This is a genomic window from Sphingomonas sp. TX0543, from assembly GCF_048565505.1.
GTDB lineage: Bacteria > Pseudomonadota > Alphaproteobacteria > Sphingomonadales > Sphingomonadaceae > Sphingomonas.
Genome location: NZ_JBLZUS010000006.1, coordinates 1 through 25341, shown reverse-complemented (window position 1 = coordinate 25341; position 25341 = coordinate 1). Strand labels below are relative to the sequence as shown.

The window sequence follows — 25341 nt, the reverse complement described above, 5'->3', positions numbered from 1 at the left end:
CGGTTCGGAGGGGGGAGGTGGGATGTCCTCTCGCAGGCGTCACCCCTCCTACCCTACGGTACGACACCGGCACCTTCGTCCGCGTGATCGCCCTCCATTACCACGACGAGGCCGCGGTCGCGGCGATGCGCCGCGCCAACCGGCTGCTCGAGCGCCTGCAGCGGCATCGCCCGCCGGTGGATTCGGCTGCCTACACCGGCGGACGCTTCCGCGCCTTCAGCTTCTCCGGCCTCCCGCCCACGCGGTTTCCCGCACGTCGCCCGGAATATTCCTGACCCAGCAGAAAGGGACCAGCCCATGTATCGCGTCCATTATTTCGACACCAGCGAAGCCGCGCATGACGCCTGTCTCGATGACGGTCCCTGCATCGAGGAAGGCGACGTTCTCGCCATCCTGTCGGAGGGCGTCATCGGTCTCGCCTCGACCGATCCGATCGCCGTCACCCTCGACCCCGGCGCACTGCGCATCGTCCGCCCGATGGCGATGGACGTGCTGCTAGCAGAACTCGTCCACGGCGCCTCCCAGATCCGCCGCGCGGTCGCGACCGCCCTCCTGCACCATTTGCCCGTGCAGCCCCATTTCCTCGCCTTCGTCGCGCCGGCGCTGCCCTATCCCTATCCGCAGACCGTCGTCGCGCTCTCGTTCGACGATATCATGCTGACGATCGATGCGATCCACCACCGTATCACGGCGCTCGAACGCCGGTTGGGGACACTCGAATCCGACAGCGCGCACGCCTTCTTCCTGCAACGCTCGATCGATCATCTGTCGGCCGCCCGGAAGCGCCTCATGCGACATCCGCGACCGCCTCGCTGAACGGCACGGCATCGCCTCGCGACGATGCCGGCACCGGCTGCGCCGGAAGGAGAGAGGGACCGGATCGGCATCCTGGACATGGGGTCCGGGCATTTTGCCGAAAGGTCACGATCATGTGCATCGATCCCAACGCCGAGCCCGTCGCCTTCGCGCTCGACACCAAACTCTGCCACCTCCTCCCCACGCTGACCGAGCCGCACCGCGAGGCCATCGCCCAGGATCTCGCGCGCACCGCCATCTTCATGGCGACCGCAATGGCGGCCGACATGGCGCAGGACGCGGTGAACGGCCTCGTGCCGATCCCGAAGATGCCGACGCTCGGCAAGCCGCCCGCACCCGCGCTGGTCCCACAGGCGCAAACGCCGCGCGATACCGTGCTGCTGACCCCCGCGGTCGCGCCCGTCGTCACGATCAAGGCCAAAACGACCGACGTCACCGTCGCCGGCTTCGACCAGCGTCAAGGCTACACGTTCGGGATCGACAACAAGTCCGACCGGCTGATCGACATCCGCCACGCCGGCAAATGCTGGTGCATCGATCCGAGCGACGAGGCGACCGACGTCGTCAGCCGCGCGATCGGCGCGCTCGCCGCGGCGCACGCCGATATCGGCACCGCGCTCACCGACCAGCTCGCCCACTGAGCACCGACATCGTCCGCCTGCCGCACGATCCACCGTCCGCGTGAAGACGCGGTCGGTGAGGGGCGCTCATCGCGCCCTGCCCGGCCGAAGGGCCGGGGAGGGGAGGAGGATTGAAGATCGGTGTCGAGGACATGGGGTCCAGCACGACATCACAGGAGACACGTCATGAACATCGGTCAGATCAAGCAGAACGACGCGGGCATTTTCATGGGCCGCATTTCCACCCTCGCCGTCGCGATGACGATCGCGCTCAAGCCGGTCCAGTCGTCCAACCCGCGCGCGCCGCGCTACGAGATCCACGCGCTCACCCCGGGCCGGACGTGGGTGCAGGTCGGGGCGTTCTTCGAACTCACCTCGAACAACACCGGCGAGGCGTTCCTGAACGGCCGCATCGACGATCCGTCGCTCGCCGCGCCGCTGCAGGTCTCGGCCTTCCGCCAGGACGACGGCTCGTACAACGTCGTGTGGCAGCGCGCCCAGAAGCGCCGCGATGTCGGTGCCGCGCTCGGCGTCAAGGCGGATGACGATCTGTCGCCGCCGTTCGGCGCCGATGGCGGCCCGGTCGGCAACGGCCCCGATCACGATGCGGGCACCACCGACAACGGCCTGGGCGAAACCACCGCCCCGGTCGAGGAGCCGGTCGGCAAGGGCCGCGGTCGCCGCCAGCGCGTCGCCGAGGACGCCTGATCCACCCCCGGTGCCGTGCACTCCCTCACGGCACCGCATGGCGCACGGGCGCGCCCCCTTTCGCTCCCGCACGCCGAAACTCGGGGCAACGCCGGCACACGGCGTCGCCCTTTTTTTGCTTCATGGGCTCCAGTCCCGATTCAACACCGTATCGGATCGATAATTTAGCTATTCCTTCGCTTTATCGCCGTATAAGCACAGGATATCGCAGTTCGAACCTGGGCCACGCTCAAGGGAAGGGGGTGATGAATGGATAGCCGGGCGAATGGTGATGACACCGCTCGCGGGACCGGCACGTCCACTTCATCACGAGGTCCCGACATGGCCGACCGCGTCTCCGTCTCCATTACGATCGGGGGAAACTTCCCGCCGATCGACTGCCCGAACTGTACAAACTCGCCGATTTCTACGGCCTCTCGACCGAATGGGGGGAGAACCGCTTGAATCCGTTACATCCGGCGAACCCCTGCGCCTCCATGCTCACGAGGTCCAGAACGGCAATATCGAGGATATCGAGGACTTCTGCTGCACCAACGACCTTCCGTTCAGGACGTGGTCGGGAGGCTCGCCCGGGTCGTTCTCGCCCGAGGTTCGGGTCTGGCCAGGTCATGGTCCGCGCGCGATATTCTCGGCCGACGACAACGAAAGCGTCGTGCTGACGCTTCAGGAATACAATGCTCTAGGTGACCTCGCCGCGATCGGTGAGCACTTCCGGTTGGGTGGCTTCAAACCGCCTGCGCTCTCCATCGTCCCGGGAAAGCCTGAGACCGATAGCTAACAGCGCCATCGGCACATCCTCCTGACCTAGCCCGATCCGCGTCCCGCACGCACCACCGTCCGCGTGAAGAACGCGGTCGGTGAGGGGCGCTCATCGCGCCCTGCCCGGCCGAAGGGCCGGGGAGGGGAGGAGGATTGAAGATCGGTGTCGAGGACATGGGGTCCAGCACGACATCAGGAGACACGTCATGAACATCGGTCAGATCAAGCAGAACGACGCGGGCATCTTCATGGGCCGCATTTCCACCCTCGCGGTCGCGATGACGATCGCGCTGAAGCCGGTCCAGTCGTCCAATCCGCGCGCCCCGCGCTACGAGATCCATGCGCTCACCCCGGGCCGGACGTGGGTGCAGGTCGGCGCGTTCTTTGAACTCACCTCCAACAACACCGGCGAGGCGTTCCTCAACGGCCGCATCGACGATCCGTCGCTCGCCGCGCCGCTCCAGGTCTCGGCCTTCCGCCAGGACGACGGCTCGTACAACGTCGTGTGGCAGCGCGCCCAGAAGCGCCGCGACGTCGGTGCCGCGCTCGGGGTCAAGGCGGACGATGGCGAACCCGCGCTGCCTTTCACCGCCGATGGCCGTGACGTGGCGACCTCGGGCGCAGGCGATGACACCGGAGACGGGCTGGGTGCCAGCACCGCGCCGGTCGACGAGAGGGTCTGACCGGCATCGGGCGGCGCTGACGCGTCGCCCGTATCGCCACCTCGACGGGGATCGCTTCATCGCCGAAGCGGTCCCTGTTGCCGTTAGTGCCTGTTGCAGCCGCGCGGTCCGTGGTGTACGGATTGTCTTCCGTTTTACGGAAGATACGGATTCCCATGTAACAGAAAGATGGCCGTTACAACATTGGCAGGACCAGATGAGGGTCCCATCCTGGAGGGACGCAGGGCTTAATCGATCCCCGGCCGCGTAACGAAAGATGAGGGAAACCATGACCCCTACAATCGAAAAGGCCAGATCGACCGACGTGTCGAAGCGGTTCGGCTTCTATTACGACGAGGCGATGACGCATCCGATCGCAATCGAGCGCAACGGCGCTGCCCGCGTGGTCATGCTACCCGCCTCCGAGTTCGAACGCTTGTCCCGCCTCGATCACCTCGCGCTCTCGCCGCAGGAGTTGAGCGATGAAGCCATCCACGCCATCAGGACCGCGACGCCCAGCGCCGGGTCCGTCCAGAACGATCAGTACGTCGATTGAACCGCAAGCCGGTGACCTGATCTGGTATTTCTACCTCTGGCGGCATGAACATAACCGGGGCGACGAGGACGGCTCGAAACTCCGCCCCTGCATGGTGGTTGGCAGCTATCGCTCAGCCGGAAGGCTCCGTGTCCTGATGGTGCCACTGACGACGCGCGATTATTCACCGGCTGCATCCATCCCTCTGCCGCCGCGATTCATTGAGGCCTTCGGCCTCGATGACCGATCACGCATCGTGTGGGACGACGTGAACGATTTCGCATGGGTCGGACCCGACGTTCGCGCCGGTAACGACGGTAGCACCATCATCGCCGAGGTGCCGAGCCGCATCGTACAACGTGTCGCGGCGCTGATCGTCGAGCATCGGATCACCCCCACCCGGCGAACCGAGTAGGCGATCGATCCTCGCCAACCCGAAGGGCGGCGCCCGCAGACACAGCCCGGTTCGCTGACCGGACGGATAGATCATCACAATCGGCGATGATCTCGCAGCCGGGCGGCGCGTAAAGCCGTCGCTGTCCTGCCAGCGGGTATCGGCAGGCGTTTAACCCCGATGGCGATGAGGACGCCCAGGTCCGATGCGGTTGCCGGCGATCGCCCTGGCGAGGGTCGGCCGTCGGGCGACCTTGCGGCATCCGGTCTCCTTGCCGGTGCGTCGTCGCCCGGGCGCGGCCGTCCTTGTCGAGCTTCGGAGCGGCACCACGTCGGTCAGCGAGCGACGCTGGCGGCACGCCTGCCTTCGCGCCGGGTCGTTCGGGGGTACGGGTCAGGCGACCGACATGAGCGGTTCACGAGGTTTGTCCATGGCAATGCCTGCGGGAACCTTGGGCTGATCGACGGCCCATCCGCCGTTTCGTGTCACCTGCGCCGCGCCCCGGGGCCTCGCAACCCCTTTGGCAGGGCCGTGTTGCCGCGCTTCGCGCGGCTGCCCGCACCACCCCTGCAAAAGGGGTTCCCCTCCGGTCGACCAGGCCCGCCGCCTGCGCGCCGGCCCAGCTCGCCCTCCGGTGCGACGCCCCGAACCGCGACGCCCTTCAGGTGACACCGGCGGACGGACCGCCGACCAACCCAAGGAGGCAATGCCATGAACAACGTGAACCTCGTCGGCCGCCTGACCCGCACCCCCGAACTGCGCGAAGTCAATCGCGCCACCAGCGTCGCGACCATCTTCGTGGCGACCGATCGCCCGAAGCTCAACAAGGACGGCCACACCTACAAAGGCGACGACGGCTTCACCGTCAAGGAGACCGAATACCACAAGGTCACCTGCTTCAACGGCCTCGCCAAGGCGATCGCCGGCAACCGCAAGAAGGGCGACCTCATCGCCATCGAGGGACGCCTGCACTACACCCGCTGGCAGGACAGCGACGGCAACGACCGCTACGGCTGCGAGATCATCGCCGATCGCGCCGAGTTCTACTGACCGGCCAGCGAACCGGGCGGCGCCTGCGGGCGTCGCCCTTCGCGCATGCTTCATCATCGCCCGCGCAGGACGCCTCGCCCACGGTGCTTCGCACCGCGGCCTTGCGCCAGCGCGCGCTCACCTGAAAGGTCCGGCACCATGACCGTCCAGCGCGACATGTTCGACGGCGACCCGTTCGCGCCCGAGCCGATACCTGCGGCACCGGACCCGGTCGCTCGGGTCGACGAGCCGGCACCCGCCGGCGGCGACCACGACGGCAATGCCGTCGCGCTCGCCCCGCTGGCGGTGCCGTGCGGCTTCCGCAACCGTCGCAATGAACCCTGCCGGCGTCTCGCCGAGCGACCCATCCTGATGAACGGCCAGCCCTTCGTCCATCGTGGTCACCAGCTGCTCCAGTGTCCGCGTTCCTGCTGGCTCGACGATGACAGTGCCGTCGAGCCGGACATTGCTGACCGGGTCGATGAAGATATCCGGTTCGCAAGCGAACCGGATATCCAGACCGACCCGCACGGCGAGGACCCCGATGCACACCGCGATCCGGATGATCCGGGAATCCAGGAAATGCCGGATTACGATGCCGGGGATGACGGTGGCGAGTATGAATGGGACTGATCCTGCTGATCCTGCTGTGCTGGCTGTGGGACGGCCGTAGAGGGGCAGGGCGGGGCGTCCCGCCTTGTGGGCGGGACCGGGCTCTATTCGGCCCTGGCGGGCCTCACGGAGCCCCCTGGCGGGGTCTCCGTAGGGTAGACGCGAGACGCCTCTTTCGAGGACGCCCCAGCGCCTCCCCCCGAACCGTGCTTGCACCTTTCAATGCACACGGCTCTCCATTCTGACAGGCATCCGGCCACCGTGATGCGCAACATGACACTTGTGGCACAGGACGACTGTCCTGCGCCGTCGTGCCGATTGTACCCAAGGCGTCAGTTGGTCGCGTCGCTTATCTTTCAGGCGATTGGGATGATGCATCTCGAACGGACCATCGGTGTCGCCGCATGCCTCGCATTGCTCGGCACTCAGGCGCGTGACCAGATCGTTCGGGCTCTGCGCAAGGCGAGAGCCTACCGTGATGGAGTCGACGAGGGGGTTATCCCACGTCTTCACGATCAGATGCTTCAGTTTCCACACCTTATGGACGCGCGGCTCGCCCCGAACCACGGTGATAACACCGTGATCCGACCCCATCTTCAGATATTCCTCGGCCTGCCGCCTCGTCGAGCGTCGCCGGCATGCTACAGTCGCAAAGAGGCTCCTGAGCATGACCAGCTCCAACTTGTCGAGTGACGCTTTCACGCCATCGGCGATCGCATAATAGTTCGCGAAGCCCCGGAACTCTGAGTTATAGGCAACGATAATCTCCGCCACACTGGATTCCATGAGTTGCGGACGCACTCGGCCATTCCTCATGTCGAGGTTGCCGAGCTTTTTGCGCCTGCAAAACGCATAGACCCGGTTTCTTGGCACCCACAGCTTGATGTTCCCCCGCGTTGGCCGACGAAGGATGCGTCGCATCCCGCCGCCGACCTTCTGACGCCCCGCCATTGAACCGGGAGAGCGCAACGTGAAGGCGCATACATGGAAGCCAAGAAAGGGCGATCCCCTCGACGCATCGCGAACCCCGGTTTTCTCCGGTGATACCGCCAGATTGAGCCGATCAGCAAGGAAGTGCTGTATATCGGCCATGATCCGGACGGCCTCCGCCTTGCTGCCGATCACGCCGACGAGGAAGTCATCGGCATAACGGCAATAGCGCAGGCGGCGGAAGTTGGGGTCCATTTGATCAACGGATGATATCTTCCGTCGATCCCGATTGATGGCTTCGATCCGAGCAAGACGGGTTCGGACCTCTGCCTCATCCGCGCCAACGGCACGGATTGCATCGATCTCCTTGCGAAGTGCGGCGATTTTCTGGCTTTGGACAACATATGCGGGATTGGCCCGCCGTTTGACGCCCTTGTCGAAGCGAGCCCGCATTTCCTCCATGAACAAGTCAAGCTCATGAAGATAGATGTTGGCAAGCAAGGGCGAGATGACCCCGCCCTGTGGAGTGCCGCTATAGGTCCGCTCGAACTTCCATTCGTCCATGCACCCGGCCTTGAGCATCGTCCCGATCAGATCAATGAACACAGGATCATCGATCCGGCGGGCCAATAGGCTGAGCAGGATATCATGGTCGATGTTGTCGAAGAACCCGCGAACATCCACTTCGATCAGCCATTTCGCGCCCGTCCAGGTTCTGCGGATCTCTTCGAGAGCCGTGTGGCAGGAGCGACCCGCGCGAAACCCATGACTGTGTTTCGAGAACACAGGCTCATAGATCGCCGCGAGGATCATTCTCGCCGCCTCCTGAACGATGCGATCATCCGCCGTAGGAATGCCCAATGGGCGCATTTTACCATTACCCTTGGGGATATAGACCCGCCGCACTGGACGAGGGCGGTAACGGCCTTCCGCCACGCCTTGGGTCAGACGATCCAGCCTCGCCAGCGTCATGCCGTCGAAGGTCTGGCCGTCTACTCCCGGCGTCATGGCACCCCGGTTTCGGGATACCCTGTCATAAGCCCGCTCATATAAGCAGCGGGACCGCATGAGGCGGTGGAGACCATTGATCCGCTTGCCCGCCCGCGACAGGGCCGGAAGCTTCTCGATCCGTCTCAGGATAGTAGCGGTCTGCATCAGCAGTTCCTTTCCGTTGATCCATCGAGTTTACAGAACTGCCGTCCTTCGCCCGGGCGCGCGGATTTCGACAAGGATCGCTCCCGCTTATACCGCTGTCCCGTCCGCCTCTCGGCGGTTGTCCCGGCCATTACACCGGGCATTTGACTACTATGACGGCTCCGTCGCCATGCAGGTCCGGCAAGCCGTCCTGTTTAGGCGATCCCGCAGTTGCGCGAGTGAGGAGTCGCGGCGCGTTTAGGTGCCCCGTTCGTTTCCTTAATCCCCTTACCGGGGCCACGCCGGGCGGACTGGCAGCGATTTGCAGGGCCGTGCTCCTCGCTCCGCTCGAGACGGTGTGTCAGCCGCGTTCACCGTCACCTACCTAGTGGTCGTTGGAAACTGGGATTCAAACAATCAAGTCTTCACCATGCGCGCCTTGCCTGCTGGTCAACCGTCAGGCTGCGGCGCCCAACTTCGATCCGTACCCCGACATGCTATGGTCCCGTTTTCCTTTCGGAATCTCAGCCGGTTCATCACCAGCACCGGTAAGTCGGTCAGGCATGAGCTATGCCAATAAGCTCAGTTCATTCGAACTCTCCTTTCTTCTTCGCGCCACAACGGCGCACGCCCTGCGGGTGACGATCCCTATGCCGGCGCCGGGCGTCCTGCGCGCGGGCGGCGGCAGCTGGCTCGTCCTCCCGGGCTCACTGGCGCTGCCTTTGCGGCGCTGCGCCTGGCGGCGCATCACCGCCGCCCGTGCTCGGTCCGACCCGGCGTGCCCACCACAACATAATATTTTCTCTCTCTGTGATGAGGAAGTCTGGCATGCGGGGTTGGCGGGCCGTCAAGGACGCGCGGTCCCCCCAATTTTCACGCACCCTTCCGCCTCCGCTTCGCTCCGCCTCCAGGGCACGAGAAAATCGGCTCCCCCGCGCGCGAGCGTTAACCGGGGTCCGCGACCCTGCGGGCCGCGGCTTCCCGGTTAACGTCCCTGACCGCCCTGACCGCCGCATGCCGGATGAGATTCCTCACCGAGAGAAGGTGAGATTTTCAACTCATGGAGGCTATCATGACCAAGTACAGCAACTTCAACGACATGGGCCGCGCGATCAACGAGCGCCGCGCCGACGAGGACACCACCGAGACCTATCAGGGGGCGTTCATCGAGGCGAGCGAGATGGCCAAGCTTTCCATCGTCAGCGAAGCCGAGAAGCTGGACATGCCCGACCCGGAGCAGGCCGCGCACGCCGTCGAGCAGATGCTGGCGACGATGTTCGACGTGTTCCGCGACACCCGCATGGAAGAATTCGCCGCCGATCTCGCATGGGGCTTCGTCAACAGCTTCCACATGGTGGCCAAGCGCATCGAGGGGCGGGAGGATGACGCCGCCAAGAAGCTGGGCGACCTGGTGCGCAGCTACGACCCCTCGGAGATCTACGCGGTGGAACTCGAAGAAACCCAGCTGCTCTGCCAGACCCTCGAGAATTGCGCCGAGGCGATGCGCTGCATGCGGGACCACGCCGGGAACGTGTATCGCGTCGAGACCGGACGGCCCTTCTCGACCGTCCGCGGCAGCAGGGTGTCGTCCAAGCTGACCGCCTCGATGATCGACGGTGCCGACTATCTGGCGGCGCGCGCGGCAAAGCGTCGGGACGAGCATAACCCGAGCGGCCCGATTGTCGCCTTCTCGGGCGGCATGGAATGGCACGACCACGAGCAGCTCTTCGAACGCCTCGACCAGATCAAGCGTCGCATCCCGTCGATGGTCCTGATGACCACCGCCATGAACAAGGGTGCCGACGCCATCGCAGCGTCGTGGGCGGCCTCGCGCGAGGTCAAGCTGGTGCGCATGTTCCTCGACAAGCGCCACGGCAACCGGGGCGGGTTCCTCCGCAACGACCGCATCGCCTCGCTGCGTCCCGTCGAAGCGATCGTCTGCGAAGGATCGGGCGTCCAGATCGACTTCGCGCGCAAGCTGCGAACCGCCGGCGTACCGCTCCACGTCTTCCGCAAGGACGGACAGGCGCCGGTGCAGCCCAGCCAGCGCGGCCGTCGCGCCTGACGCACTCACGGAAGGGCTCCGGGAAACCGGAGTCCTTCCCCTTTTTTACGTCGCCCTGGGCGGCGCTCCGGGGCATCGAGCCCCATCGCGCCGCGTGGGACTGACCTTGCGGTCGATCACGCCACGTTGCCCGCTCGGCACGGCTCGCTCGCGGCAGGGCAATGCCGTCGCATTGCCACTGCCAGCTACGCCTCGCCGGTGCCGGGGTCGATACCGACACCCGTCGCATCGCCTCGCTCGCTTTGCGGTCATCGCTGAATGCGATGACCAGCGCGCTACGCCTCGGCCGATACGACTGGCGATCGTCGTTGAACACCAATCGGCACGCCTCGCTTGCTTCACGGCGATCCCTTCGGATCGCCGGTTCGCTACGCATCGCCGTGCCGATCGCGTTGGCTTATCGACCGCGCCGTCTCGCTCGCATCGCGGCCACGCCTGCGCGTGTCACGCTCGCTACGCATCGACCGGCGCGGTTCAACCGGCGTCACGCTTGCGGCATCAGCACGGCTCGCTGGCGGGCGCGGCGATGCCGTCGCATCGCCTGCACTGCCGCTGCGCATCGCGCCGTGCCGATCGCACCCATTGATCGGCCACGCCGTCTCGCTCGCATCGCGGCCACGCCTGCGCGTGTCACGCTCGCTACGCATCGACCGTCGCGGCTCAGCCGGCGTCTCGACTGCGGCATCGGCACGGCTCGCTGGCGGGCGCGGCGATGCCGTCGCATCGCCTGCGCTGCCGCTGCGCATCGCGCCGTGCCGATGCGATCGAGTATGGGCTGACCGGCACGGCTCGCTCGCTTCACGACGATCCCTTCGGATCGCCGGTTCGCTACGCCTCGCTCGTGCCGATCGCACCCGCTTATCGACCGCGCCCGTCTCGCTCGCATCGCGGCCACGCCTGCGCGTGTCGCGCTCGCTACGCATCGACCGGCGCAGTCCGACCAATGCCCGGCTCGCTCGCGGTGCCGCAATGCCTGCGCATTGCGAGCACCAGCTACGCATCGCTCGGGCACCCGGTCCTGCGGACCGACCCATGACCCCGTGAACGGCCATGCCGATCCTGACGGATCGGAAGGGGAGGGGAACCGGAGATGATGGTTCCAATGGGAGACAGACCATGTCGATCACCTTCTTCCTCAGCGTCGATCGCAAAGCCGACGCCGCGCCCGCCGTCATCACCGCCCGCCAGCTTGCCGCGTTCCGCGCCTTCGCCCGCGAACGTGGCCAGCTGCTCGAAGACGAGGATGATGACCCGCTCGTGTCGTGCTCGTTCGAAGCTCGCGTCTGCCCCTGGTCGCTCGCGTCGATCTGCGCGATCTTCGATCACGATGTGGGTGTCATCGCCGTGGTCGAGGAAGCCCAGTTCCGTGGCCTCAACGTGCGCTTCTGGCACGATGACGCGACCCGCACGATCACGATGCGCGTCGCCAGCACCCCGGACGGCGCAGCGGAGATCAATCTCGCGAACGGCAACGCCTTCCACGTCCTCGACGCGCTGCGACTTTCGGACGATAATTGCGGCAGCATGCCCATCGGGCAACTACGCGAAACACTCGGCCAGCCCTATGTTCGCCGCGACCTTGGTCGCCTCGATGGTCGTTACCTCGAACGCTTCGACACCCTCGCTGCTCAGGCCGACACCAGTGAAGGGATACGCATGGTCTGGGGATAGCCTCCCTCCAGTCGCCATCGCGTCGGGGAGCATCGGGCTTCGCCTCGATGCTCCCCATTCTTATGCCTGAATGGACCGAAGCTTCGCCAACTCGGCCCAAGCATTGAAAAGGGGAGCGCCTAACGGCAGCTCCCCTTCTATTTGCATGATGGGCTTGAGCCCGCTTTCGCGCTGACCCGCTTACGCGGTCAGGCGCTTCACGGTCTCGGCGATCCCGAGTTTCTTGATCGCTCCAATGATCGCGCTGAACTGGGCAGGATCGGCCTTCATCAACCCCGACCGTTCCACCTCCTTCAGCAGCTCCGAACGCTCACGATCGGCCAGTTGCTTGCGGCGTTCGTTGAGCCGCTGTTCGTCCGCCTCAAGCTGTGCCCGTTCCTGCTCGATACTCCGTGCCATATGACCTGCCTTTTCTGATCGTGGATCGGCCTCCATTTCCCACGATGCCAGCACCGCTCCACCGGCACAATAGCGACACTCATAATCGCTCGCTGGTCCGGCTTTACCGGACCAGCATGAGGCGACGGACACTGACCTTCGGCCAGGTCCGTCGTCGGGCGGGATTGCTCCGCCCAATACCCTTCGGTCCAGTCCGGTGGTCGCCTGCCTGCGGCGCTTACTCTCCCGGAACCCAGTCCAATGATCGGACATCCAGCCATGATGCCACCACCACCGCGACAGTCCCCAAGGATTTGCACACCGTACGCGGCACGCCGCAGGTTAGGTGTCTGTAATTGCCGGCGTTTGCAGGGGCAAACATGTTTGCCCCTGCAAACGCCTTGGTGGTTCTCCCCTAAGCGCTTGAGAACGCGCGAAAATCCCTGTTTGCAGGGTGAATGCGTTTTCACTCTATACCTCGGGACCAGGCTGTAGTATTTTCCACTCTCCGAAAACCCCACCAGCCACTTTCAAGTGGGTGGTGAATGTCTAACTCGACGATAGCTTTCAGACTTTCGTCTGAAGAGATTGCGGCACTTGATCGTGTAGCCGCGAAACGGTCGTGCTCCCGGTCTGAGGCCGCGCGCACTGCGCTTATGTTCGGTATCCGTTTCGCTGAGGCCGAGCATACTTTCAACATCACCCGTGCGGTCCTCGTTCTCGAGTACATGCAGGCGGCGATCGACGTGATTATCACACGCGATCACGGCGACGTCGTACCCCAGCTTCGCGAAGCCGCGAAGGAGCGCCTGGCGACGTTCCATGCGTAGCGGCGACATCCGGTTCAACGGTCAGGCGGCGACCGTAAAGCACCATTCCGCGCGGGGGCGGATCACCCGCAACTCGGGCAATTTCACCCGCGGTTCGCAGCTTCTCGCCAGTCAGTACAAGATGACCTGGGCGGGCCTCCAGGTGCCCATCTGGATATGGCTGGGGACGTTCATCGTCCTGTTCAATATCTTCGTCTGGCTGGGCCTCGCCGAGCATGAATTCCAGCTCGACCTGATGAAGCTCTATTCCGCCATCTGGACGTGGGTCGGCGGGGACAAATTCCACCTCATCAACCTGACCTTGCCAAACGGCATCGTGACCAAGGTTCCGATCGGCTACGTCCCCTACGAACCCCATGTCGTTCATGCCTGGGCGAAGACGGTCAAGATCTTCCTGACGACACTCGTCATGTCGGCCTTCATCGCAGCACCGATCATCATGTGGTTCATCATGTGGGCAAACAAGCGCGGCAGCGACATGCTCCAGGAACGCCACAACCGCGGCGCCCTGTTGGTCGAGCGTGACGTGCTCGTCAAAACTGTCAGCGGCCACAACCGACGCAAGTTCCGCACCGAGTGCGCCGAACACGATCCGCCGTACGTCCCCGAACTCGTCGCCAAGGCTCCGATCCTCGATCGGATCGACCGGGGCATCCACGTTCCATACACGATCGCCGGCATCCCCTATCCGTGGCGGCTCGAACAGAGCCATACCATGCTCATCGGCACCACCGGCACCGGCAAGACGACCCAGCTGCGCAGCCACGTCTCGCAGCTTCGCGCGCGCGGTCATCGCGCGGTCATCTTTGACCTGACCGGCGTGTTCGTGGAGACGTTCTACAACCCAGAAACCGACGTCATTCTCAACCCTATGGACGAGCGTTGCGCGCCGTGGACGCTGTTCGACGAATGCCGCAACTATGCCGACTTCGTTTCGGCCGCATCGGCCCTCATTCCCTCGCATCCCGACGACAAGGAACCGTTCTGGCAGAACGCCGCGCGGATGCTCTTCATCGAGATGTGCCTGAAGCTTCAAGAGATGGGTGAGGCGAACAACGCCGCGATCGCGCACCACCTGATGCAGGCCGATCTGAAGTCGATCAACGCCAAGCTCGATGACACCATCGCCGCCCCGCTGACGACCGAGAAAGCCGCCCGCATGGCGGAATCGATCCGCTCGGTTCTGAACGTCAACGGACAGGCGCTACGCTTCATGCCGGACCCTGTCCCGGGCGGCCCGCCCGCCTTCTCGATCCGCGACTGGATCGCGACCGACAATCGCGACGGCTCGATCATGTTCATCACCGGCTCGTACAACGACCTCGAGATGACCCGCGGTCTGTTCACGCTGTGGATCGATCTGGCCGTCAACAACCTCATGCGCCTGCCCAAGACCCGTGACCTGCGGACCTGGTATCTGTTTGACGAAGTCCATGCGCTTCACGCGCTTCCTGGTATCGAGCATGGCCTCCAGTCGGCCCGCAACTTCGGCGGTGCGTTCGTCCTTGGGATCCACTCGTTCGACAAGCTGGTCGCGACCTATGGCTTGCAGAACGCGACCGCGCTCACCGGACTTGCGCGCACCAAGCTGATCCTCGCCACCGCCGATCGAACCACAGCCGAAAAGTGCTCCGAGTTCATCGGCAGCCGCGAGGTCCGCCAGATGGATGAGGCCTACAGCTACGGCTACAACAACACCCGCGACGCCTCGACCCTCACGCCTCGCACGGCGATCGAGCCGCTGGTCATCCCCGACGACATCAACAACCTGCCGTCGCTCCACGGCTTCGTGAAGTTTCCCGATGGATTTCCCGCTGCGCGGATCGAACTCAAATACCGCTCCTATGCCGAGGTCGCGCCGGGGGCGGTGCCCCGCAAGAACTTCAAGCCTACCGAATACGTCTCGCCGGAAGACCGGCGTCGTCAGAACACCCGGAACAATGGCGCGGATGAGGGGGGTGAGGGTGGCCGCGAGCATACCCCCACACGGCCTGTGGGGGGCGTGGAGGCGAAGGAAAGGCAAGAGCCGGACCTGACCGCCTCGCAGCCCGAGAAGCCGCGTAGCGAGGCTGAAAAGGCGGCTGCGGCGATGGAGGTCACCGGGTCGCTGCCGGTGGTGATCGATCAGATAACCGGCAAGGGCGTCGCCAGCAGCCCGACCGGCGTCGATGCCGTCCGCGCGTCGGATGCCGCAACGAGGGTCGGGGGCGAACCTTCCAAGCCTGTGACGGGAGGTTCATCCAGTCTGGATGCCCAACTCGGCGGCATGGGCATGTCCCTGATCGAGAACCGTGCGGGTCCGCAGAGCGGGGTGGATCCGACGCGCGGCGAGGCGTCACGCCATGCCCCGGAAAGCCGGTCCGATCGCGGTGATGCCGATCGCCACGAGGACCAGGCGACCCGCGAATTGCGCGATGGGTTTGCGACGCAGCGCGACCCCGATCACCACCATCGTCATCACGGCCCGGATCATTCGCCGGAGATCGATGACGACATGGACATGGGGATGTAGCCGATGCTGTCGGTCGCTTCCGTCAAGTCCGCCTCCGGCGCGGCGCAGTATTTCGCCAAGGACGATTACTACACCGCCGAGCATTCGTCCGAGGCGACCGCCTGGGGCGGGGTGGGCGCGGCCGACCTTGGCCTCAAGGGCGAGGTGACCAAGGAAGACTTCGAGAAGATCCTCAACGGCGAGATGCCCGATGGCGAAAAGGTCGGGCAGGTCGAGGGTCGCAGGCTCGGTGTCGACCTGACCTTCTCGATGCCGAAGTCCGCCAGCGTAATGGCCTATGTCGCTTGCGACACCCGTGTCCTCACCGCGCATATGAACGCCGTAAAGGCGACGATGGGATGGGTCGAGAAGACCTTCGCCGAAGGCCGCACCTACGATCAGTCCAGGTCAGGGGATGCGGTGCGAACCGGCAACCTCGTCTATGCGCTGTTCCAGCACGACACGAGCCGCGCTCTCGATCCGCAGGGCCACATCCACGTCCTTATCGCCAACATGACCAAGATGGCGAACGGGGCATGGCAGGCGCTCCACAACCAGCAGCTCTGGAAGAACAACACCACGATCGGCGCGGCCTATCACGCCCAGTTTCGCGCCGAGCTGGCAAAGATCGGCTACGAAACAAGCGTCACCGGCAAGCACGGCCAGTTCGAGATCGCCGGCGTGCCTAAGGAGGTGATCGACACCTTCAGCCAGCGGCGCGCCGATATCCTGGCGAAAGCCGGCGAGCTCGGTGTCACCTCCGCCGAGGCGTTGCGCAAGGTGACCAACAATACCCGCGACGCCAAGCTGAACGTCGAGGATCGCGATGCCCTGCGCCAGGAATGGCGTGACCGGGCGGCCGCGCTCGGATTCGACGGCAAGGCACTGGTCGATGCCGCGCGCGAGCGTGCTGGCGCCAGCGGCCTCGATGCCCAGCCACGACCGATGGAGCGCCTCGGTGACGTCCTGGCCAATCTCCGCGAAAGCCTGGGCGAGTTATTCCGACCCGCCGATCCGCTCGTCGCCAGCGGCCTCGACCGGCTGCGCATCGCGCCGGTGGATCTGCGCGCCCAGCACGCCGTCGCCTCCGCGATCCGCATCCATGCCCAACGCGAAGCCGCGTTCGCGGTGCCGGACATCACCAGGACCGCGCTCGACCTCGGGCTGAAGGGTGTCACCGCCGCGCATGTCGACGCGCGCGTCTCCGAGCTCATCCGCAACGAGAAGCTGATTCCGGGCAAGGATGACCGGATCGACAGCGTCGTCACCCATGTCACGACGCCCGAGGCGCTCGCGACGGAGCGCGGCATCCTTGCAGAGATCGAGCGCGGCAAGGGGGAGGGGCGGGTGATCGTCTCCGCCGACACCGTTATCGAGCGGATCAACGCCGCATCGGGCGACAAGGAACTCAATGCAGGGCAGATGGCGGCCGCGACGATGGCGCTCACTTCCGCCGATCGCATCGTCGCGGTCCAGGGCGTCTCGGGCGCCGGCAAGTCGACCATGCTGGCGAGCGTCGCGCGCAATGTCGAGCAGGAAGGCGGCAAGGTGGTCGGTCTCGCGCTCATGAAGGCGACCGCCGATCGTCTCGGCGCCGAAGCCGGCATCGAGAGCCGCACCGTGTCCTCGTTCGTCCACAGCTATGCCCGCCACGCGCTCGCTGGGAAGGGCGCGGGCTATGACGGCGCGCGAGACGCGCTCGCCGGCACCACGCTCATCCTCGACGAAGCCTCGATGGTCGGCTCGGAGCAGATGAAGCACCTGGTCGGCATCGCCAATGCGCTCGGCGTCGATCGCTTCCTGATGATCGGCGATCGCCAGCAGATCACCGCGGTCGACGCCGGCAAGGCGTTCGCGCTCGCGCAGGCCGGCGGGATCACGCTGGCGCGGATGGACGAGAATCTGCGCCAGCGCACCGAGCAGCTGCGCACCGTCGCCGCGCTGACCAACCGCGGCGAGGTGCGCGAGGCGATGGCGATGCTCGGCGACAAGGTCACCGCCAACCCCGAGCATGTGAAGGCCGCGGCCGAACACTGGCTGGGCCTAACCCCCGAACAGCGCGAGACCACCGCGATGTTCTCGTCGGGCCGCGTCGCGCGCGCAGAGCTCAACGTGCGCATCCAGGACGGCCTCGCCGCGGAGGGCACGTTGAAAGGGGACGGCGTCGTCACCCCGGTCCTCGACAAGGTCAACGTCACGCGCGAGGAACTCCGCTACGCGCATACCTATAAGCCCGGCCAGGTGATCGACCTGCGCCATGCCATGCGCGAGCTCGGCCTCAGCCCCGGCACCTATGACGTGCTCGGCGTCGACGCGAAGGGGCGCGTTCAGGTCCAGATCGGCAACCGGGTACGGACCTTCGATCCGCAGAAGATATCGCCGGTCGACAAGACCGACGCGATGCAGCTCGCCCAGCGCGAGCAGATCAAGCTGCATGAGGGCGACAAGATCCGCTGGACCCAGAACGACAAGGACCGCGGCCTCAACAACAACGATATCGCCCGCGTCGTCTCGGCCGACCCGTCGGGGATCAAGGTGGAGGCGAGCGACGGCACCCTCCACGAGCTGAAGGCGGGCGATCCGATGATGGAGCGGATCAGCCTCGCCTACGCGCTCAACATGCACGCGGCGCAGGGCATCACCACCGACACCGCGATCGCGGTGATGAGCCACAGGGAATCGAACCTCTCCAACCAGCGGCTGTTCAACGTCACCGTCACGCGCGTCCGCGACGACATCCAGCTGTTCACCGACGACCGCGAGAAGCTGACCGCCGCGATCGAGCGCAACGAGGGCAACAAGACCTCGGCGCTCGAGACCACCGGCGCGCTGTCGATCGACCCCGATCGCGGCGCTGCCGGCGCAGCCACGAAAGCCGGCGCGGGCGAGACGTTCAACCCTTCGCTGCCGCCCGACCTCGATCGCGGACCGGAGAAAGTCGGAGGCGAGCCGAGCGCAGATACAGCCCGCCCCTCGACCGGCGGCAAGATCGACATCCGTACCGATCCCTCGCTCGACCTCTCCCGGTTCAGCGTCCCGGTCGAGCCCAAAGGGCCTGAACTTCCCTACCCCGAAAAGGACATCGGACTGGAGCTATGAGCATGACCACATCACCACCGACCTGGGACCAGGTGATCGCCACCAAGCACTGGCACGCCTGCGACCTCGACACTCATACGCTCACGCAATGCAGCCAGCTCGCGCGGCGCGACGATGCGCTCGACTGGGGCGGCGAAACGCTTGCGATGGCCGCGATTTTCGGCCTGACCTACGTCTTACTCCTGCCGCTCACCCGCGCGCTGCGTGCCCTCCGGGTCCGGTCCGAGCCAGCACGATGAGCCTCGCCGACCGCGACTATATGCACGGGCCTCCCCGCATCGGTCGGACCTCGCGGCTCGACACGCCGCCCTGCGACGCGATCGAGGGAACGGCCGAGTATGGCCATCAGGCCCGCAGGAAGCCCGTGGAGCCACGGTCAACCGCACCACGCATGATCGTCCCGCTGACGCGCCGGTTGCGTCAGGCGGGACTCCTGGCGGCCGCGGTGGCGGCTTTCACCTTCGCCTGGGCGGTCGGATGCGGAATCGTCAGCGCGTCGCTTCACACCGATGGTGGAATTTTCGTTCCGCCCGCAACCCAAGGTACGCCCGGTGGACGGTAGTTTCCCTTTTCGCTTCCGGCGCCAACCCGAGCCGACGCACGCGACCCTCACGATCGCCGAAACCGCGGATCTGACGGAAGCGGCGCTTGAAGCGGTCCGCGCCGGTGACGGGGGCCGGCTCGCGGTATTCGGCGATGGCGACGCGATCGCCGAACTCGCCGACCAGGTCCGCGACCAGCTGATCGACCCCGCGCGCGGCAACTGGGACTTCTTCGCAGACCATCCGAGCGACTATGCACGCTCGTCCGCGATCGAAGCGTTCCTTCCCGACGATCCTGACGTTTGCTCGGGCTACACCTGCGCTTCGCGCTATGTGCTGCTCCGCGCGATCCAGCATGCCGGCGATGAACCTGGTGCGACCCTTTCGGCCGTCCGCGATCTGATACGGGATCTCCCGCCGGAAGCCGTCGCAGAGGCGGCGGGACACGATTCTGGAAACGGTCACGCCCTGCGTTGGGGAATGACCGTGCTGGCCGGCGTGCGACGAGCGACCCACGCTTTCGCCGACCACGACCGGCTGATGCCCAGGATCTCCATCGCGCGCTGGCTGGCAGGATCGGCGTCGACCATCCTGTTCGTACGACGCGAACCTGGACTGACTTCGAGCGAGGTTGTCGCCGTCGAGGCCTCGCTGCGCGATCACGCGATGCTGTCCAGAATGGACGTGTTTCCCCTGGCTCTCCCCTCGCAGTCGATGGAGGTGGTCGATGGGCATCGATGATCGCGACTATATGCGCGATCGCTACCGCAAGCGGCAGGGGCTCGATCCCGGTGCGACGCAATGGAACGATCGCAAGGCACGGGTCGAGCTGAACCGCTTCGGGTTCAGGAAATCGGTGCCGCTGGGGAGCGCGAGCTGGATATCTGGCGGATCGAAAGGGTCGTGGTTCGAAGCCAGGAACAGGGGCCACGATTATCAGCGCGGTCGATGGCGGCCCCGCCCGCGCTTCACGCCGGCCCCTTACTGGCAGGCGCTGGGCGTCGGTGTTGCCATCGCACTGGTCCTTGCGGCCTGGGCCGGGCAGGGCCAGATCAAGCGCGCAACCTCCAGCCTGTTCGCGTCAATCGTGGGGACGAACACCGGTTTTCCGGAATCGGGAACGGTCGCCGTCTCCTCCAGCGTCGACCTGCGAACCGTCAGAAGCCACCTGACCATTCAGGGTGCGGCAGACAATAGCATCGTCCAGCTGCTCGATCCGGCGACGGCGAAGAACCGGCTGTCGGTCTATGTCCGCGCCTTCGAGCGTGTCACCGTGCCAGCCCCGCTCGGCCAATATCGCGTCCGCTTCATCCACGGCCGCGAATGGGCAGATTCTCGGACCTTCTTCGGCAAGGGCACGCTGCACGACGAGGTTGCCGGCGTGATGCTGTTCACGCGACGGGTCGGGCACACGCTCGATCTTCGTCTGGGGGCCGACAGCAATCTCGTGGTCCGGCGCATCGCCGCCAAACCGGCCTCGATCCAGTGACACTGTCCTTCATCCACGCGCGGGGATTTCGCATCGCACCGCCAGGACCGGCCCCCGCGCGCCGGCACGGCGATCAACCGGGACAGGAGACATGAGCAACTGGGATTTCGAGGAAATGGGCGAGTTCGGCTCGGATGCCGACGCAGACCGCTGGGCGAAGCGCAACAACATCGCCCCGCAGGATGTCCGCATTCGCCGCAAGGGGGACGGGGTTGAGCTGGAGGTCCGGCGCTCGGCGCTGGGCGACAGCAGCGCCCGCCACGATGACCGTCGCGACGGCCGACGCAACGGTTTCTTCTGAAAACGGCCAGGGAAGGAGTACACACGATGAAACTGAAGATGATCGCCGCGCTGGGGCTTGCCGCCCTCTCCGTGGCCTTGCCGTCGGCCGCCAGCGCGCAGTCGTCGGCGCCGGTCCTGCTCGCGATGGCGAGCTTCGCCGGAAGTCATGCCGGCACCGATGCCGCGCGCGAGGTCGAGGCGAAGAAGGCGCGCTATCGCGCGCACGCGCTTCACAACGGCAAATGCAAGGACTGCGCGGACTGTCCCGACTGCAAGGACTGTGACGAAGCCGCGAAGAAAGTTGCGGCGGACGAGGAGCGTGCCGGGATCTGCGATCCCGCAGCGCATGCGAAGAAGGCGGGCGCCGGTGCTTGATCGCACCCGCATGCTCGTCGTGACGGCCGCGCTCGCGGCCGTCACACCTTCAATGGCCCACGCCCAGAAGCTGGGGCAGGGCGGCACCGGCGTCGACGAGACGACCGCCGTGCCGCAATGCCAGGTGCCGCTCGGCGTTGCCGCGCTGGTCGAGGAGAAGGCCGCCAACCCGGCCGATGGCCTGTCGCCGCAACTGCAGGCGCTCATGCGCATGGCGGAGATGCAGAACGGCGGTTCGACCGCGCGCGTCGACGCGCTGCCACTGGTCAAGCTGATGATCGCGCGATCCAATTGCTTCCGCGTCGCCGATCGCGGCGAGGCGTTCAGCGCGCTCGAACGCGAACGCGCGATCAATGGCGGGACTGCCACAACCCGGCCTGTCACCAAGGCGGATTATCTGATCGAGGTGAAGGTGGTCTATTCCGACGCCAAGTCGCGTGAGAGCGGGGGCGGGGTCGGCGGTGTGTTCGGCGGGGCGGTCGGGCTCAAGTCGAAGACACTCGAAAGCCAGGTGCTGATGACGCTGGTCGACGTGAACACCGGCATCCAGGAAGCGGTCGCCAGCGGGTCGGCGCGCAAGAAGGATATCGGCGTCGTGGGCGGTGGGCTGTTGCTCGGCCTTGGCGTGGGTGCGCTCGGTGGAAGCTACGCCTCGACCGACATCGGCAAGATCACCACGCTGGCGACGCTCGATGCGTTCCGCAAGCTGATCGAGGATGCACGGCCACGGCTCGAGGCGAGGCTGGTGCCGGCCAAGCCGCCCGCAATGGTGCCTCCCGCCTCCGCGCCGCTACCGGCGCAGGCGGTTCAACCGCTGCCGCAGCCAAATCCGGGAACGCCGAAACGATGATCCGCAAGAAATCGACCCGCGCGGCCGAGATCGCATTTGCCGACGAAGTGATGGCGTCCGACGAGTTCGCGGCTCTCCCCGAGCGCGTGCGATCGACGGTGCGGAACCATCGCCAGGGGATGCGGGGCGAGCGCGAGACCGCCTATATGCTCGATCACCAATTCGGGCCTGACAACGACCGCAACCTGCTTATCCACGATCTGCGCCTGCCGGACGGGCAGGGCGGGTTCGCGCAGTTCGATCATATCCTGCTGTCGCGGGCGTCGCGCACCGCCTCGATCTTCGAATCCAAGAACTACTCTGGCCGGATCTCGAAGAACGAGCATGGCGAATGGATGGTCTGGTATCGCTCGCAACGTCAGCCGCAGAACATCCCCAATCCGGTCGAACAGGCCAAACGACAACGCAAGGTGCTGCAGGCGTGGCTGAAGCGAAAAGGGCATGACAGGGCGTTCGCGGAGGTCGGCGTATTCGTGTCCGTTCCGCCCACCGCGATGATCGACCGTTCCAAAATCGGCAGCGACGAGCCGATCTACAAATGCGACAACCTTTACAAAGCCTGGGTGCCGTTCGGCGGGTCATCGCCCCTGGGACGAATGTTTTCGACCGGCGTCACCGCCGCGCAGATGGTCGAGATCGCCGACCAGCTCATCGCCGACCATGTCCAGGAGGGCGATATCTATACCCGCCTCGGCATCGTTCCTGACAGCACGGACGCCGCCGATACGTCTCATACCGGCGACCCGTCTGGGCCGATCAACATGCCCATCGTCCAGGCCGCGTCTGTGCCGGAATTGCCGCCGTACGTCGAGGCAGAGCCTGTCACTGTTCATCCGGCGCAAAGTCCCTCCACATCGGTAGCGGTTGAATGCACCGTTTTGGAGGTATCGCCCCTGCCAAGGCGGTTCCCGTCAAGGCGGGCGCACCTATCGAGGTATGCGCCGGGATCGTCGAGCGGACACTGCCAGATGGCCGCATCGCATTCAGGGCCGCGCGCGACGATGAGATCGGCAGGGAGGTTCTTTCCGCGTTGTGCAAGGGCAAGGCGATCTGGAACCCGAGATTCTCCAACTGGATCTGCGTGCCCGACGTCGCCGACGTGATCCGGGCTGCACTTCCCGATGCGATCAGGGTCGGCCACGTCGCATGAATATGATCAGCCTGCCCCGGCCCGAATGCCCGTATTGCCATGAGGCGATGCGCCGCTGGCCGCTGGGGCAGCACATGCTGGTCTGCGACACCTGCCGCCGTCCGATCGTGCGCTACCTCGCTGCGCCCTCGCGTCGGATCTTTCGGCTGCGCCCGCTCTACAGCGTCATCAACGCCATCGCGCTGTTCATTCTGGTCGCGACCTTTCTCGCCATCGTGATCGCCCGCGCCGACATCCGGCATATCATGCTGGCCGTCGCGATCCCCATCGCGATGTTCGGCGCGAGCGATATCGGCGATGGCTGGCTGTCCTGGCGTACCTCGCTCGATCGAGGGTGGAACCACCTTCGCAAGGGTCGCAAGGCGCGGCTGATCGGGCTGGCACGCGCAGCGTTCGGCATCGCCGGCTGTGCTGTCGCCATCTTCGGGCTACTTGCCTACGGCGACATGACCACTCCACGAAAACCGCTTGCCCATCAGGCTGGTCGGCCATGATTCCCTTCTGCCTGATCCTGGGCGACAGCACCGCGGTCGGCACGGCGCAGGCATTGGCAGCACAGGGCATACGCTGCGAGGTTCATGCGCGCGTGGGTGCCGGTTCGGCCGAGATCGAGCGGCGGGTGAGGGGCGCTTCGGCCGCCACCGTCGCCCTCATCGCACTCGGGTCGAACGATGCCGCCAGTCCGGCGCTCCCAACCAACCTTCTTGCGCTCAGGCGGCGAACCACCGCCGTCAAGGTGGCCTGGCTTGCCCCCTACGACCTGCGCGCGTCATCCATTGTCACGTCGATCGCGGCACGTTTCGGCGACACCGTCATCCCGCTGCGGGCGCAACCGAGCCGGGATGGCATCCATCCGGTCAGCTATCGCCCCGTCGCCAAGTCGCTGCGGTGGGGGGCGGTCGCCCCCTTCAGAGCCGGCGTAGCGCCGGCGCCGATCGCGCGCGCGACCGTGCTGGTGATGAGCAGCCCACTCGGGTCGTGATCGCCATCTTCATGCCGCGAGCATCGGTCGCCGGAACCGAACGGCTCGACTCAATCCCGCTGGAACAAATCCGGCCCATATGACAGGCTGAACGTCATGGACCATCGCATCACCCACACCTGCGGCCATGAGCAAACCCATTTCATTGCCGGGTTCGCGTCGCAGCAGGAGCGCAAGGCCACCTGGCTGCGCACGACGGTCTGCGGCGCGTGCTACCGCAAGCAGCGCCAGGAAGAGAACGAGCGCGACGCCGCGGCCTCGCAACAAGCCGTTGCCCATCTGTCGCTGGCGCCGCTCAACGGCTCGGAACGACAGGTCAGCTGGGCAACGACCATTCGCGCGAAACGGATCGCCTTGCTGCGCAAGGATCAACCTCTCGATAGCGTCGAAACCGGCGCGGCGCTGCTCGGCATCGCGGACGCCAAATGGTGGATCGACAACCGCGACGCGACCGACGCGCAGTTGCTCGCCTCGGCAGGGGTGGCTCAGGCTCCCGGCTGAACCGGCGTCGTCACCGCATTCTTCAGCGGCGCGGGCTTCTTGCCGTCAGGCAGCGTCCTGCGGAGGTGCTCGTGGACGATCGCAGCCGAGAAGGGCTTCGGGATGAACGTCGCCTTCTCGGGCATGTCACCCGGATCGGGACGGATATTGCCGCTGGCGATCACGATCTCGATCCAGGGCCGGTGCTGTGCGACATGACGCGCCAGCGCAAAGCCGTTGATCGATCCCGGCATCTCGACATCGGAGAACAGCAGGATGGTATTGTCGGCCTGCTCTTCCAGCAGCACGATCGCGGTATCCCCGTCCATCGCCTCATGACAGCGAAAGCCGGCGTCCTCCAGGATCAGCGTCATGTCCATCAGGATGATCGGGACGTCATCGACCGTGAGCGCGAAAGGTACGGTCGAAGTGTTCATCACCTCTACAACCGCCTGTAT

At 65.4% G+C, this 25341-nt stretch carries 30 protein-coding genes; 27 read left to right on the top strand and 3 right to left on the bottom strand.

Going from position 1 to position 25341, the window contains the following annotated elements; all coding sequences use genetic code 11:
* The first annotated feature begins 17 nt into the window (after positions 1-17).
* The 10 genes from ACM61V_RS22670 to ACM61V_RS22625 all read left to right on the top strand — a co-directional run bounded on the left by ACM61V_RS22670 (position 18) and on the right by ACM61V_RS22625 (position 6156).
* Positions 18-275 carry a hypothetical protein gene (locus ACM61V_RS22670; RefSeq protein ID WP_419714775.1) on the top strand — a complete coding sequence of 86 codons (258 nt, stop codon included), beginning with the start codon at positions 18-20 and terminating at the stop codon, positions 273-275.
* 22 nt (positions 276-297) lie between these two features.
* The gene (locus ACM61V_RS22665; protein WP_010409110.1) at positions 298-816 is read left to right on the top strand and encodes a hypothetical protein; all 519 of its coding nucleotides are present in this window, start codon (positions 298-300) and stop codon (positions 814-816) included.
* 113 nt (positions 817-929) lie between these two features.
* Positions 930-1457, top strand: coding sequence for a hypothetical protein (locus tag ACM61V_RS22660; RefSeq protein WP_033967159.1), 528 nt, complete (start codon positions 930-932; stop codon positions 1455-1457).
* A gap of 165 nt (positions 1458-1622) precedes the next feature.
* Positions 1623-2144 carry a DUF736 domain-containing protein gene (locus ACM61V_RS22655; protein WP_033967161.1) on the top strand — a complete coding sequence of 174 codons (522 nt, stop codon included), beginning with the start codon at positions 1623-1625 and terminating at the stop codon, positions 2142-2144.
* Positions 2145-2568: 424 nt separating this feature from the next.
* Entirely contained in the window at positions 2569-2922 is a 354-nt protein-coding gene (locus tag ACM61V_RS22650) for a hypothetical protein (RefSeq protein ID WP_419714774.1), read from the top strand.
* 187 nt (positions 2923-3109) lie between these two features.
* Positions 3110-3586: a DUF736 domain-containing protein gene (locus ACM61V_RS22645; protein ID WP_024310589.1), complete on the top strand. Its 477-nt coding sequence runs from the start codon at positions 3110-3112 to the stop codon at positions 3584-3586.
* A 268-nt stretch (positions 3587-3854) separates the two neighbouring features.
* Positions 3855-4121, top strand: a complete 267-nt coding sequence (locus ACM61V_RS22640; protein ID WP_010409116.1) for a type II toxin-antitoxin system Phd/YefM family antitoxin — start codon at positions 3855-3857, stop codon at positions 4119-4121.
* 136 nt (positions 4122-4257) lie between these two features.
* Entirely contained in the window at positions 4258-4515 is a 258-nt protein-coding gene (locus ACM61V_RS22635) for a hypothetical protein (RefSeq protein WP_062126514.1), read from the top strand.
* Positions 4516-5205: 690 nt separating this feature from the next.
* Positions 5206-5544 (top strand): single-stranded DNA-binding protein, encoded by a 339-nt coding sequence (locus ACM61V_RS22630; RefSeq protein WP_010409121.1) that lies wholly within the window; start codon positions 5206-5208, stop codon positions 5542-5544.
* A 138-nt stretch (positions 5545-5682) separates the two neighbouring features.
* The gene (locus tag ACM61V_RS22625; protein ID WP_419714773.1) at positions 5683-6156 is read left to right on the top strand and encodes a hypothetical protein; all 474 of its coding nucleotides are present in this window, start codon (positions 5683-5685) and stop codon (positions 6154-6156) included.
* Between the two features lie 198 nt (positions 6157-6354).
* Here ACM61V_RS22625 and ACM61V_RS22620 read toward each other — a convergent pair whose 3' ends face one another.
* Complete coding sequence (locus ACM61V_RS22620) at positions 6355-8220, bottom strand: reverse transcriptase/maturase family protein (protein WP_419714772.1); 1866 nt, start codon at positions 8218-8220, stop codon at positions 6355-6357.
* A 1051-nt stretch (positions 8221-9271) separates the two neighbouring features.
* Here ACM61V_RS22620 and ACM61V_RS22615 point away from each other — a divergent pair.
* The 3 genes from ACM61V_RS22615 to ACM61V_RS22605 all read left to right on the top strand — a co-directional run bounded on the left by ACM61V_RS22615 (position 9272) and on the right by ACM61V_RS22605 (position 11935).
* Positions 9272-10264: an SLOG family protein gene (locus ACM61V_RS22615; protein WP_037447491.1), complete on the top strand. Its 993-nt coding sequence runs from the start codon at positions 9272-9274 to the stop codon at positions 10262-10264.
* 712 nt (positions 10265-10976) lie between these two features.
* On the top strand, positions 10977-11300 hold the full coding sequence (locus ACM61V_RS22610; RefSeq protein ID WP_069320273.1) for a hypothetical protein: 324 nt from the start codon (positions 10977-10979) through the stop codon (positions 11298-11300).
* An 80-nt stretch (positions 11301-11380) separates the two neighbouring features.
* Entirely contained in the window at positions 11381-11935 is a 555-nt protein-coding gene (locus tag ACM61V_RS22605; RefSeq protein WP_010409130.1) for a hypothetical protein, read from the top strand.
* A gap of 180 nt (positions 11936-12115) precedes the next feature.
* On the opposite strand, the gene ACM61V_RS22600 is transcribed toward ACM61V_RS22605, so the two are convergent.
* Positions 12116-12334, bottom strand: a complete 219-nt coding sequence (locus ACM61V_RS22600) for a hypothetical protein (protein WP_010409132.1) — start codon at positions 12332-12334, stop codon at positions 12116-12118.
* Between the two features lie 635 nt (positions 12335-12969).
* Here ACM61V_RS22600 and ACM61V_RS22595 point away from each other — a divergent pair.
* The 14 genes from ACM61V_RS22595 to ACM61V_RS22530 all read left to right on the top strand — a co-directional run bounded on the left by ACM61V_RS22595 (position 12970) and on the right by ACM61V_RS22530 (position 24904).
* Positions 12970-13143, top strand: a complete 174-nt coding sequence (locus ACM61V_RS22595; RefSeq protein WP_154651477.1) for a hypothetical protein — start codon at positions 12970-12972, stop codon at positions 13141-13143.
* Positions 13136-15655: a type IV secretion system DNA-binding domain-containing protein gene (locus ACM61V_RS22590; RefSeq protein WP_033967470.1), complete on the top strand. Its 2520-nt coding sequence runs from the start codon at positions 13136-13138 to the stop codon at positions 15653-15655. Before ACM61V_RS22595 ends, ACM61V_RS22590 begins: the two co-directional genes overlap by 8 nt.
* Positions 15656-15658: 3 nt before the next feature.
* Complete coding sequence (gene mobF / locus ACM61V_RS22585) at positions 15659-18733, top strand: MobF family relaxase (RefSeq protein WP_010409137.1); 3075 nt, start codon at positions 15659-15661, stop codon at positions 18731-18733.
* 2 nt (positions 18734-18735) lie between these two features.
* Entirely contained in the window at positions 18736-18972 is a 237-nt protein-coding gene (locus ACM61V_RS22580) for a hypothetical protein (protein ID WP_033967468.1), read from the top strand.
* Entirely contained in the window at positions 18969-19295 is a 327-nt protein-coding gene (locus ACM61V_RS22575; RefSeq protein WP_010409142.1) for a hypothetical protein, read from the top strand. Before ACM61V_RS22580 ends, ACM61V_RS22575 begins: the two co-directional genes overlap by 4 nt.
* Positions 19285-20016: a hypothetical protein gene (locus tag ACM61V_RS22570; protein WP_010409143.1), complete on the top strand. Its 732-nt coding sequence runs from the start codon at positions 19285-19287 to the stop codon at positions 20014-20016. Before ACM61V_RS22575 ends, ACM61V_RS22570 begins: the two co-directional genes overlap by 11 nt.
* On the top strand, positions 20003-20764 hold the full coding sequence (locus tag ACM61V_RS22565) for a hypothetical protein (protein WP_010409145.1): 762 nt from the start codon (positions 20003-20005) through the stop codon (positions 20762-20764). The genes ACM61V_RS22570 and ACM61V_RS22565 overlap by 14 nt, the downstream gene beginning before the upstream one ends.
* 91 nt (positions 20765-20855) lie before the next feature.
* Positions 20856-21065 (top strand): hypothetical protein, encoded by a 210-nt coding sequence (locus ACM61V_RS22560; protein ID WP_010409146.1) that lies wholly within the window; start codon positions 20856-20858, stop codon positions 21063-21065.
* 26 nt (positions 21066-21091) lie between these two features.
* The gene (locus tag ACM61V_RS22555; protein WP_010409148.1) at positions 21092-21421 is read left to right on the top strand and encodes a hypothetical protein; all 330 of its coding nucleotides are present in this window, start codon (positions 21092-21094) and stop codon (positions 21419-21421) included.
* Entirely contained in the window at positions 21414-22271 is an 858-nt protein-coding gene (locus ACM61V_RS22550; protein WP_010409149.1) for a CsgG/HfaB family protein, read from the top strand. The genes ACM61V_RS22555 and ACM61V_RS22550 overlap by 8 nt, the downstream gene beginning before the upstream one ends.
* Entirely contained in the window at positions 22268-23374 is a 1107-nt protein-coding gene (locus tag ACM61V_RS22545) for a nuclease-related domain-containing protein (protein ID WP_419714771.1), read from the top strand. The genes ACM61V_RS22550 and ACM61V_RS22545 overlap by 4 nt, the downstream gene beginning before the upstream one ends.
* A 43-nt stretch (positions 23375-23417) precedes the next feature.
* On the top strand, positions 23418-23915 hold the full coding sequence (locus ACM61V_RS22540; protein ID WP_010409153.1) for a hypothetical protein: 498 nt from the start codon (positions 23418-23420) through the stop codon (positions 23913-23915).
* Entirely contained in the window at positions 23912-24403 is a 492-nt protein-coding gene (locus tag ACM61V_RS22535) for a hypothetical protein (protein WP_010409155.1), read from the top strand. The genes ACM61V_RS22540 and ACM61V_RS22535 overlap by 4 nt, the downstream gene beginning before the upstream one ends.
* Before the next feature lie 96 nt (positions 24404-24499).
* Positions 24500-24904: a hypothetical protein gene (locus ACM61V_RS22530; RefSeq protein ID WP_010409157.1), complete on the top strand. Its 405-nt coding sequence runs from the start codon at positions 24500-24502 to the stop codon at positions 24902-24904.
* Here the strand turns inward: ACM61V_RS22530 and ACM61V_RS22525 are convergent.
* Positions 24889-25341: response regulator (locus ACM61V_RS22525; protein ID WP_419714770.1), on the bottom strand; the 453-nt coding region annotated here is incomplete at its 5' end. The genes ACM61V_RS22530 and ACM61V_RS22525 overlap by 16 nt on opposite strands.

Coding starts and splice junctions, on each gene's coding strand:
- ACM61V_RS22645 (WP_024310589.1), top strand. CDS start 3,110: ATGAACATCGGTCAGATCAAGCAGAACGACGCGGGCATCTTCATGGGC.
- ACM61V_RS22635 (WP_062126514.1), top strand. CDS start 4,258: ATGGTGCCACTGACGACGCGCGATTATTCACCGGCTGCATCCATCCCT.
- ACM61V_RS22655 (WP_033967161.1), top strand. CDS start 1,623: ATGAACATCGGTCAGATCAAGCAGAACGACGCGGGCATTTTCATGGGC.
- ACM61V_RS22575 (WP_010409142.1), top strand. CDS start 18,969: ATGAGCCTCGCCGACCGCGACTATATGCACGGGCCTCCCCGCATCGGT.
- ACM61V_RS22615 (WP_037447491.1), top strand. CDS start 9,272: ATGACCAAGTACAGCAACTTCAACGACATGGGCCGCGCGATCAACGAG.
- ACM61V_RS22665 (WP_010409110.1), top strand. CDS start 298: ATGTATCGCGTCCATTATTTCGACACCAGCGAAGCCGCGCATGACGCC.
- ACM61V_RS22620 (WP_419714772.1), bottom strand. CDS start 8,220: ATGCAGACCGCTACTATCCTGAGACGGATCGAGAAGCTTCCGGCCCTG.
- ACM61V_RS22605 (WP_010409130.1), top strand. CDS start 11,381: ATGTCGATCACCTTCTTCCTCAGCGTCGATCGCAAAGCCGACGCCGCG.
- ACM61V_RS22625 (WP_419714773.1), top strand. CDS start 5,683: ATGACCGTCCAGCGCGACATGTTCGACGGCGACCCGTTCGCGCCCGAG.
- ACM61V_RS22630 (WP_010409121.1), top strand. CDS start 5,206: ATGAACAACGTGAACCTCGTCGGCCGCCTGACCCGCACCCCCGAACTG.
- ACM61V_RS22530 (WP_010409157.1), top strand. CDS start 24,500: ATGGACCATCGCATCACCCACACCTGCGGCCATGAGCAAACCCATTTC.
- ACM61V_RS22600 (WP_010409132.1), bottom strand. CDS start 12,334: ATGGCACGGAGTATCGAGCAGGAACGGGCACAGCTTGAGGCGGACGAA.
- ACM61V_RS22535 (WP_010409155.1), top strand. CDS start 23,912: ATGATTCCCTTCTGCCTGATCCTGGGCGACAGCACCGCGGTCGGCACG.
- ACM61V_RS22640 (WP_010409116.1), top strand. CDS start 3,855: ATGACCCCTACAATCGAAAAGGCCAGATCGACCGACGTGTCGAAGCGG.
- ACM61V_RS22545 (WP_419714771.1), top strand. CDS start 22,268: ATGATCCGCAAGAAATCGACCCGCGCGGCCGAGATCGCATTTGCCGAC.
- ACM61V_RS22560 (WP_010409146.1), top strand. CDS start 20,856: ATGAGCAACTGGGATTTCGAGGAAATGGGCGAGTTCGGCTCGGATGCC.
- ACM61V_RS22540 (WP_010409153.1), top strand. CDS start 23,418: ATGAATATGATCAGCCTGCCCCGGCCCGAATGCCCGTATTGCCATGAG.
- ACM61V_RS22650 (WP_419714774.1), top strand. CDS start 2,569: ATGGGGGGAGAACCGCTTGAATCCGTTACATCCGGCGAACCCCTGCGC.
- ACM61V_RS22580 (WP_033967468.1), top strand. CDS start 18,736: ATGACCACATCACCACCGACCTGGGACCAGGTGATCGCCACCAAGCAC.
- ACM61V_RS22660 (WP_033967159.1), top strand. CDS start 930: ATGTGCATCGATCCCAACGCCGAGCCCGTCGCCTTCGCGCTCGACACC.
- ACM61V_RS22565 (WP_010409145.1), top strand. CDS start 20,003: ATGGGCATCGATGATCGCGACTATATGCGCGATCGCTACCGCAAGCGG.
- ACM61V_RS22595 (WP_154651477.1), top strand. CDS start 12,970: ATGTTCGGTATCCGTTTCGCTGAGGCCGAGCATACTTTCAACATCACC.
- ACM61V_RS22555 (WP_010409148.1), top strand. CDS start 21,092: ATGAAACTGAAGATGATCGCCGCGCTGGGGCTTGCCGCCCTCTCCGTG.
- mobF (WP_010409137.1), top strand. CDS start 15,659: ATGCTGTCGGTCGCTTCCGTCAAGTCCGCCTCCGGCGCGGCGCAGTAT.
- ACM61V_RS22610 (WP_069320273.1), top strand. CDS start 10,977: ATGCCGTCGCATCGCCTGCGCTGCCGCTGCGCATCGCGCCGTGCCGAT.
- ACM61V_RS22590 (WP_033967470.1), top strand. CDS start 13,136: ATGCGTAGCGGCGACATCCGGTTCAACGGTCAGGCGGCGACCGTAAAG.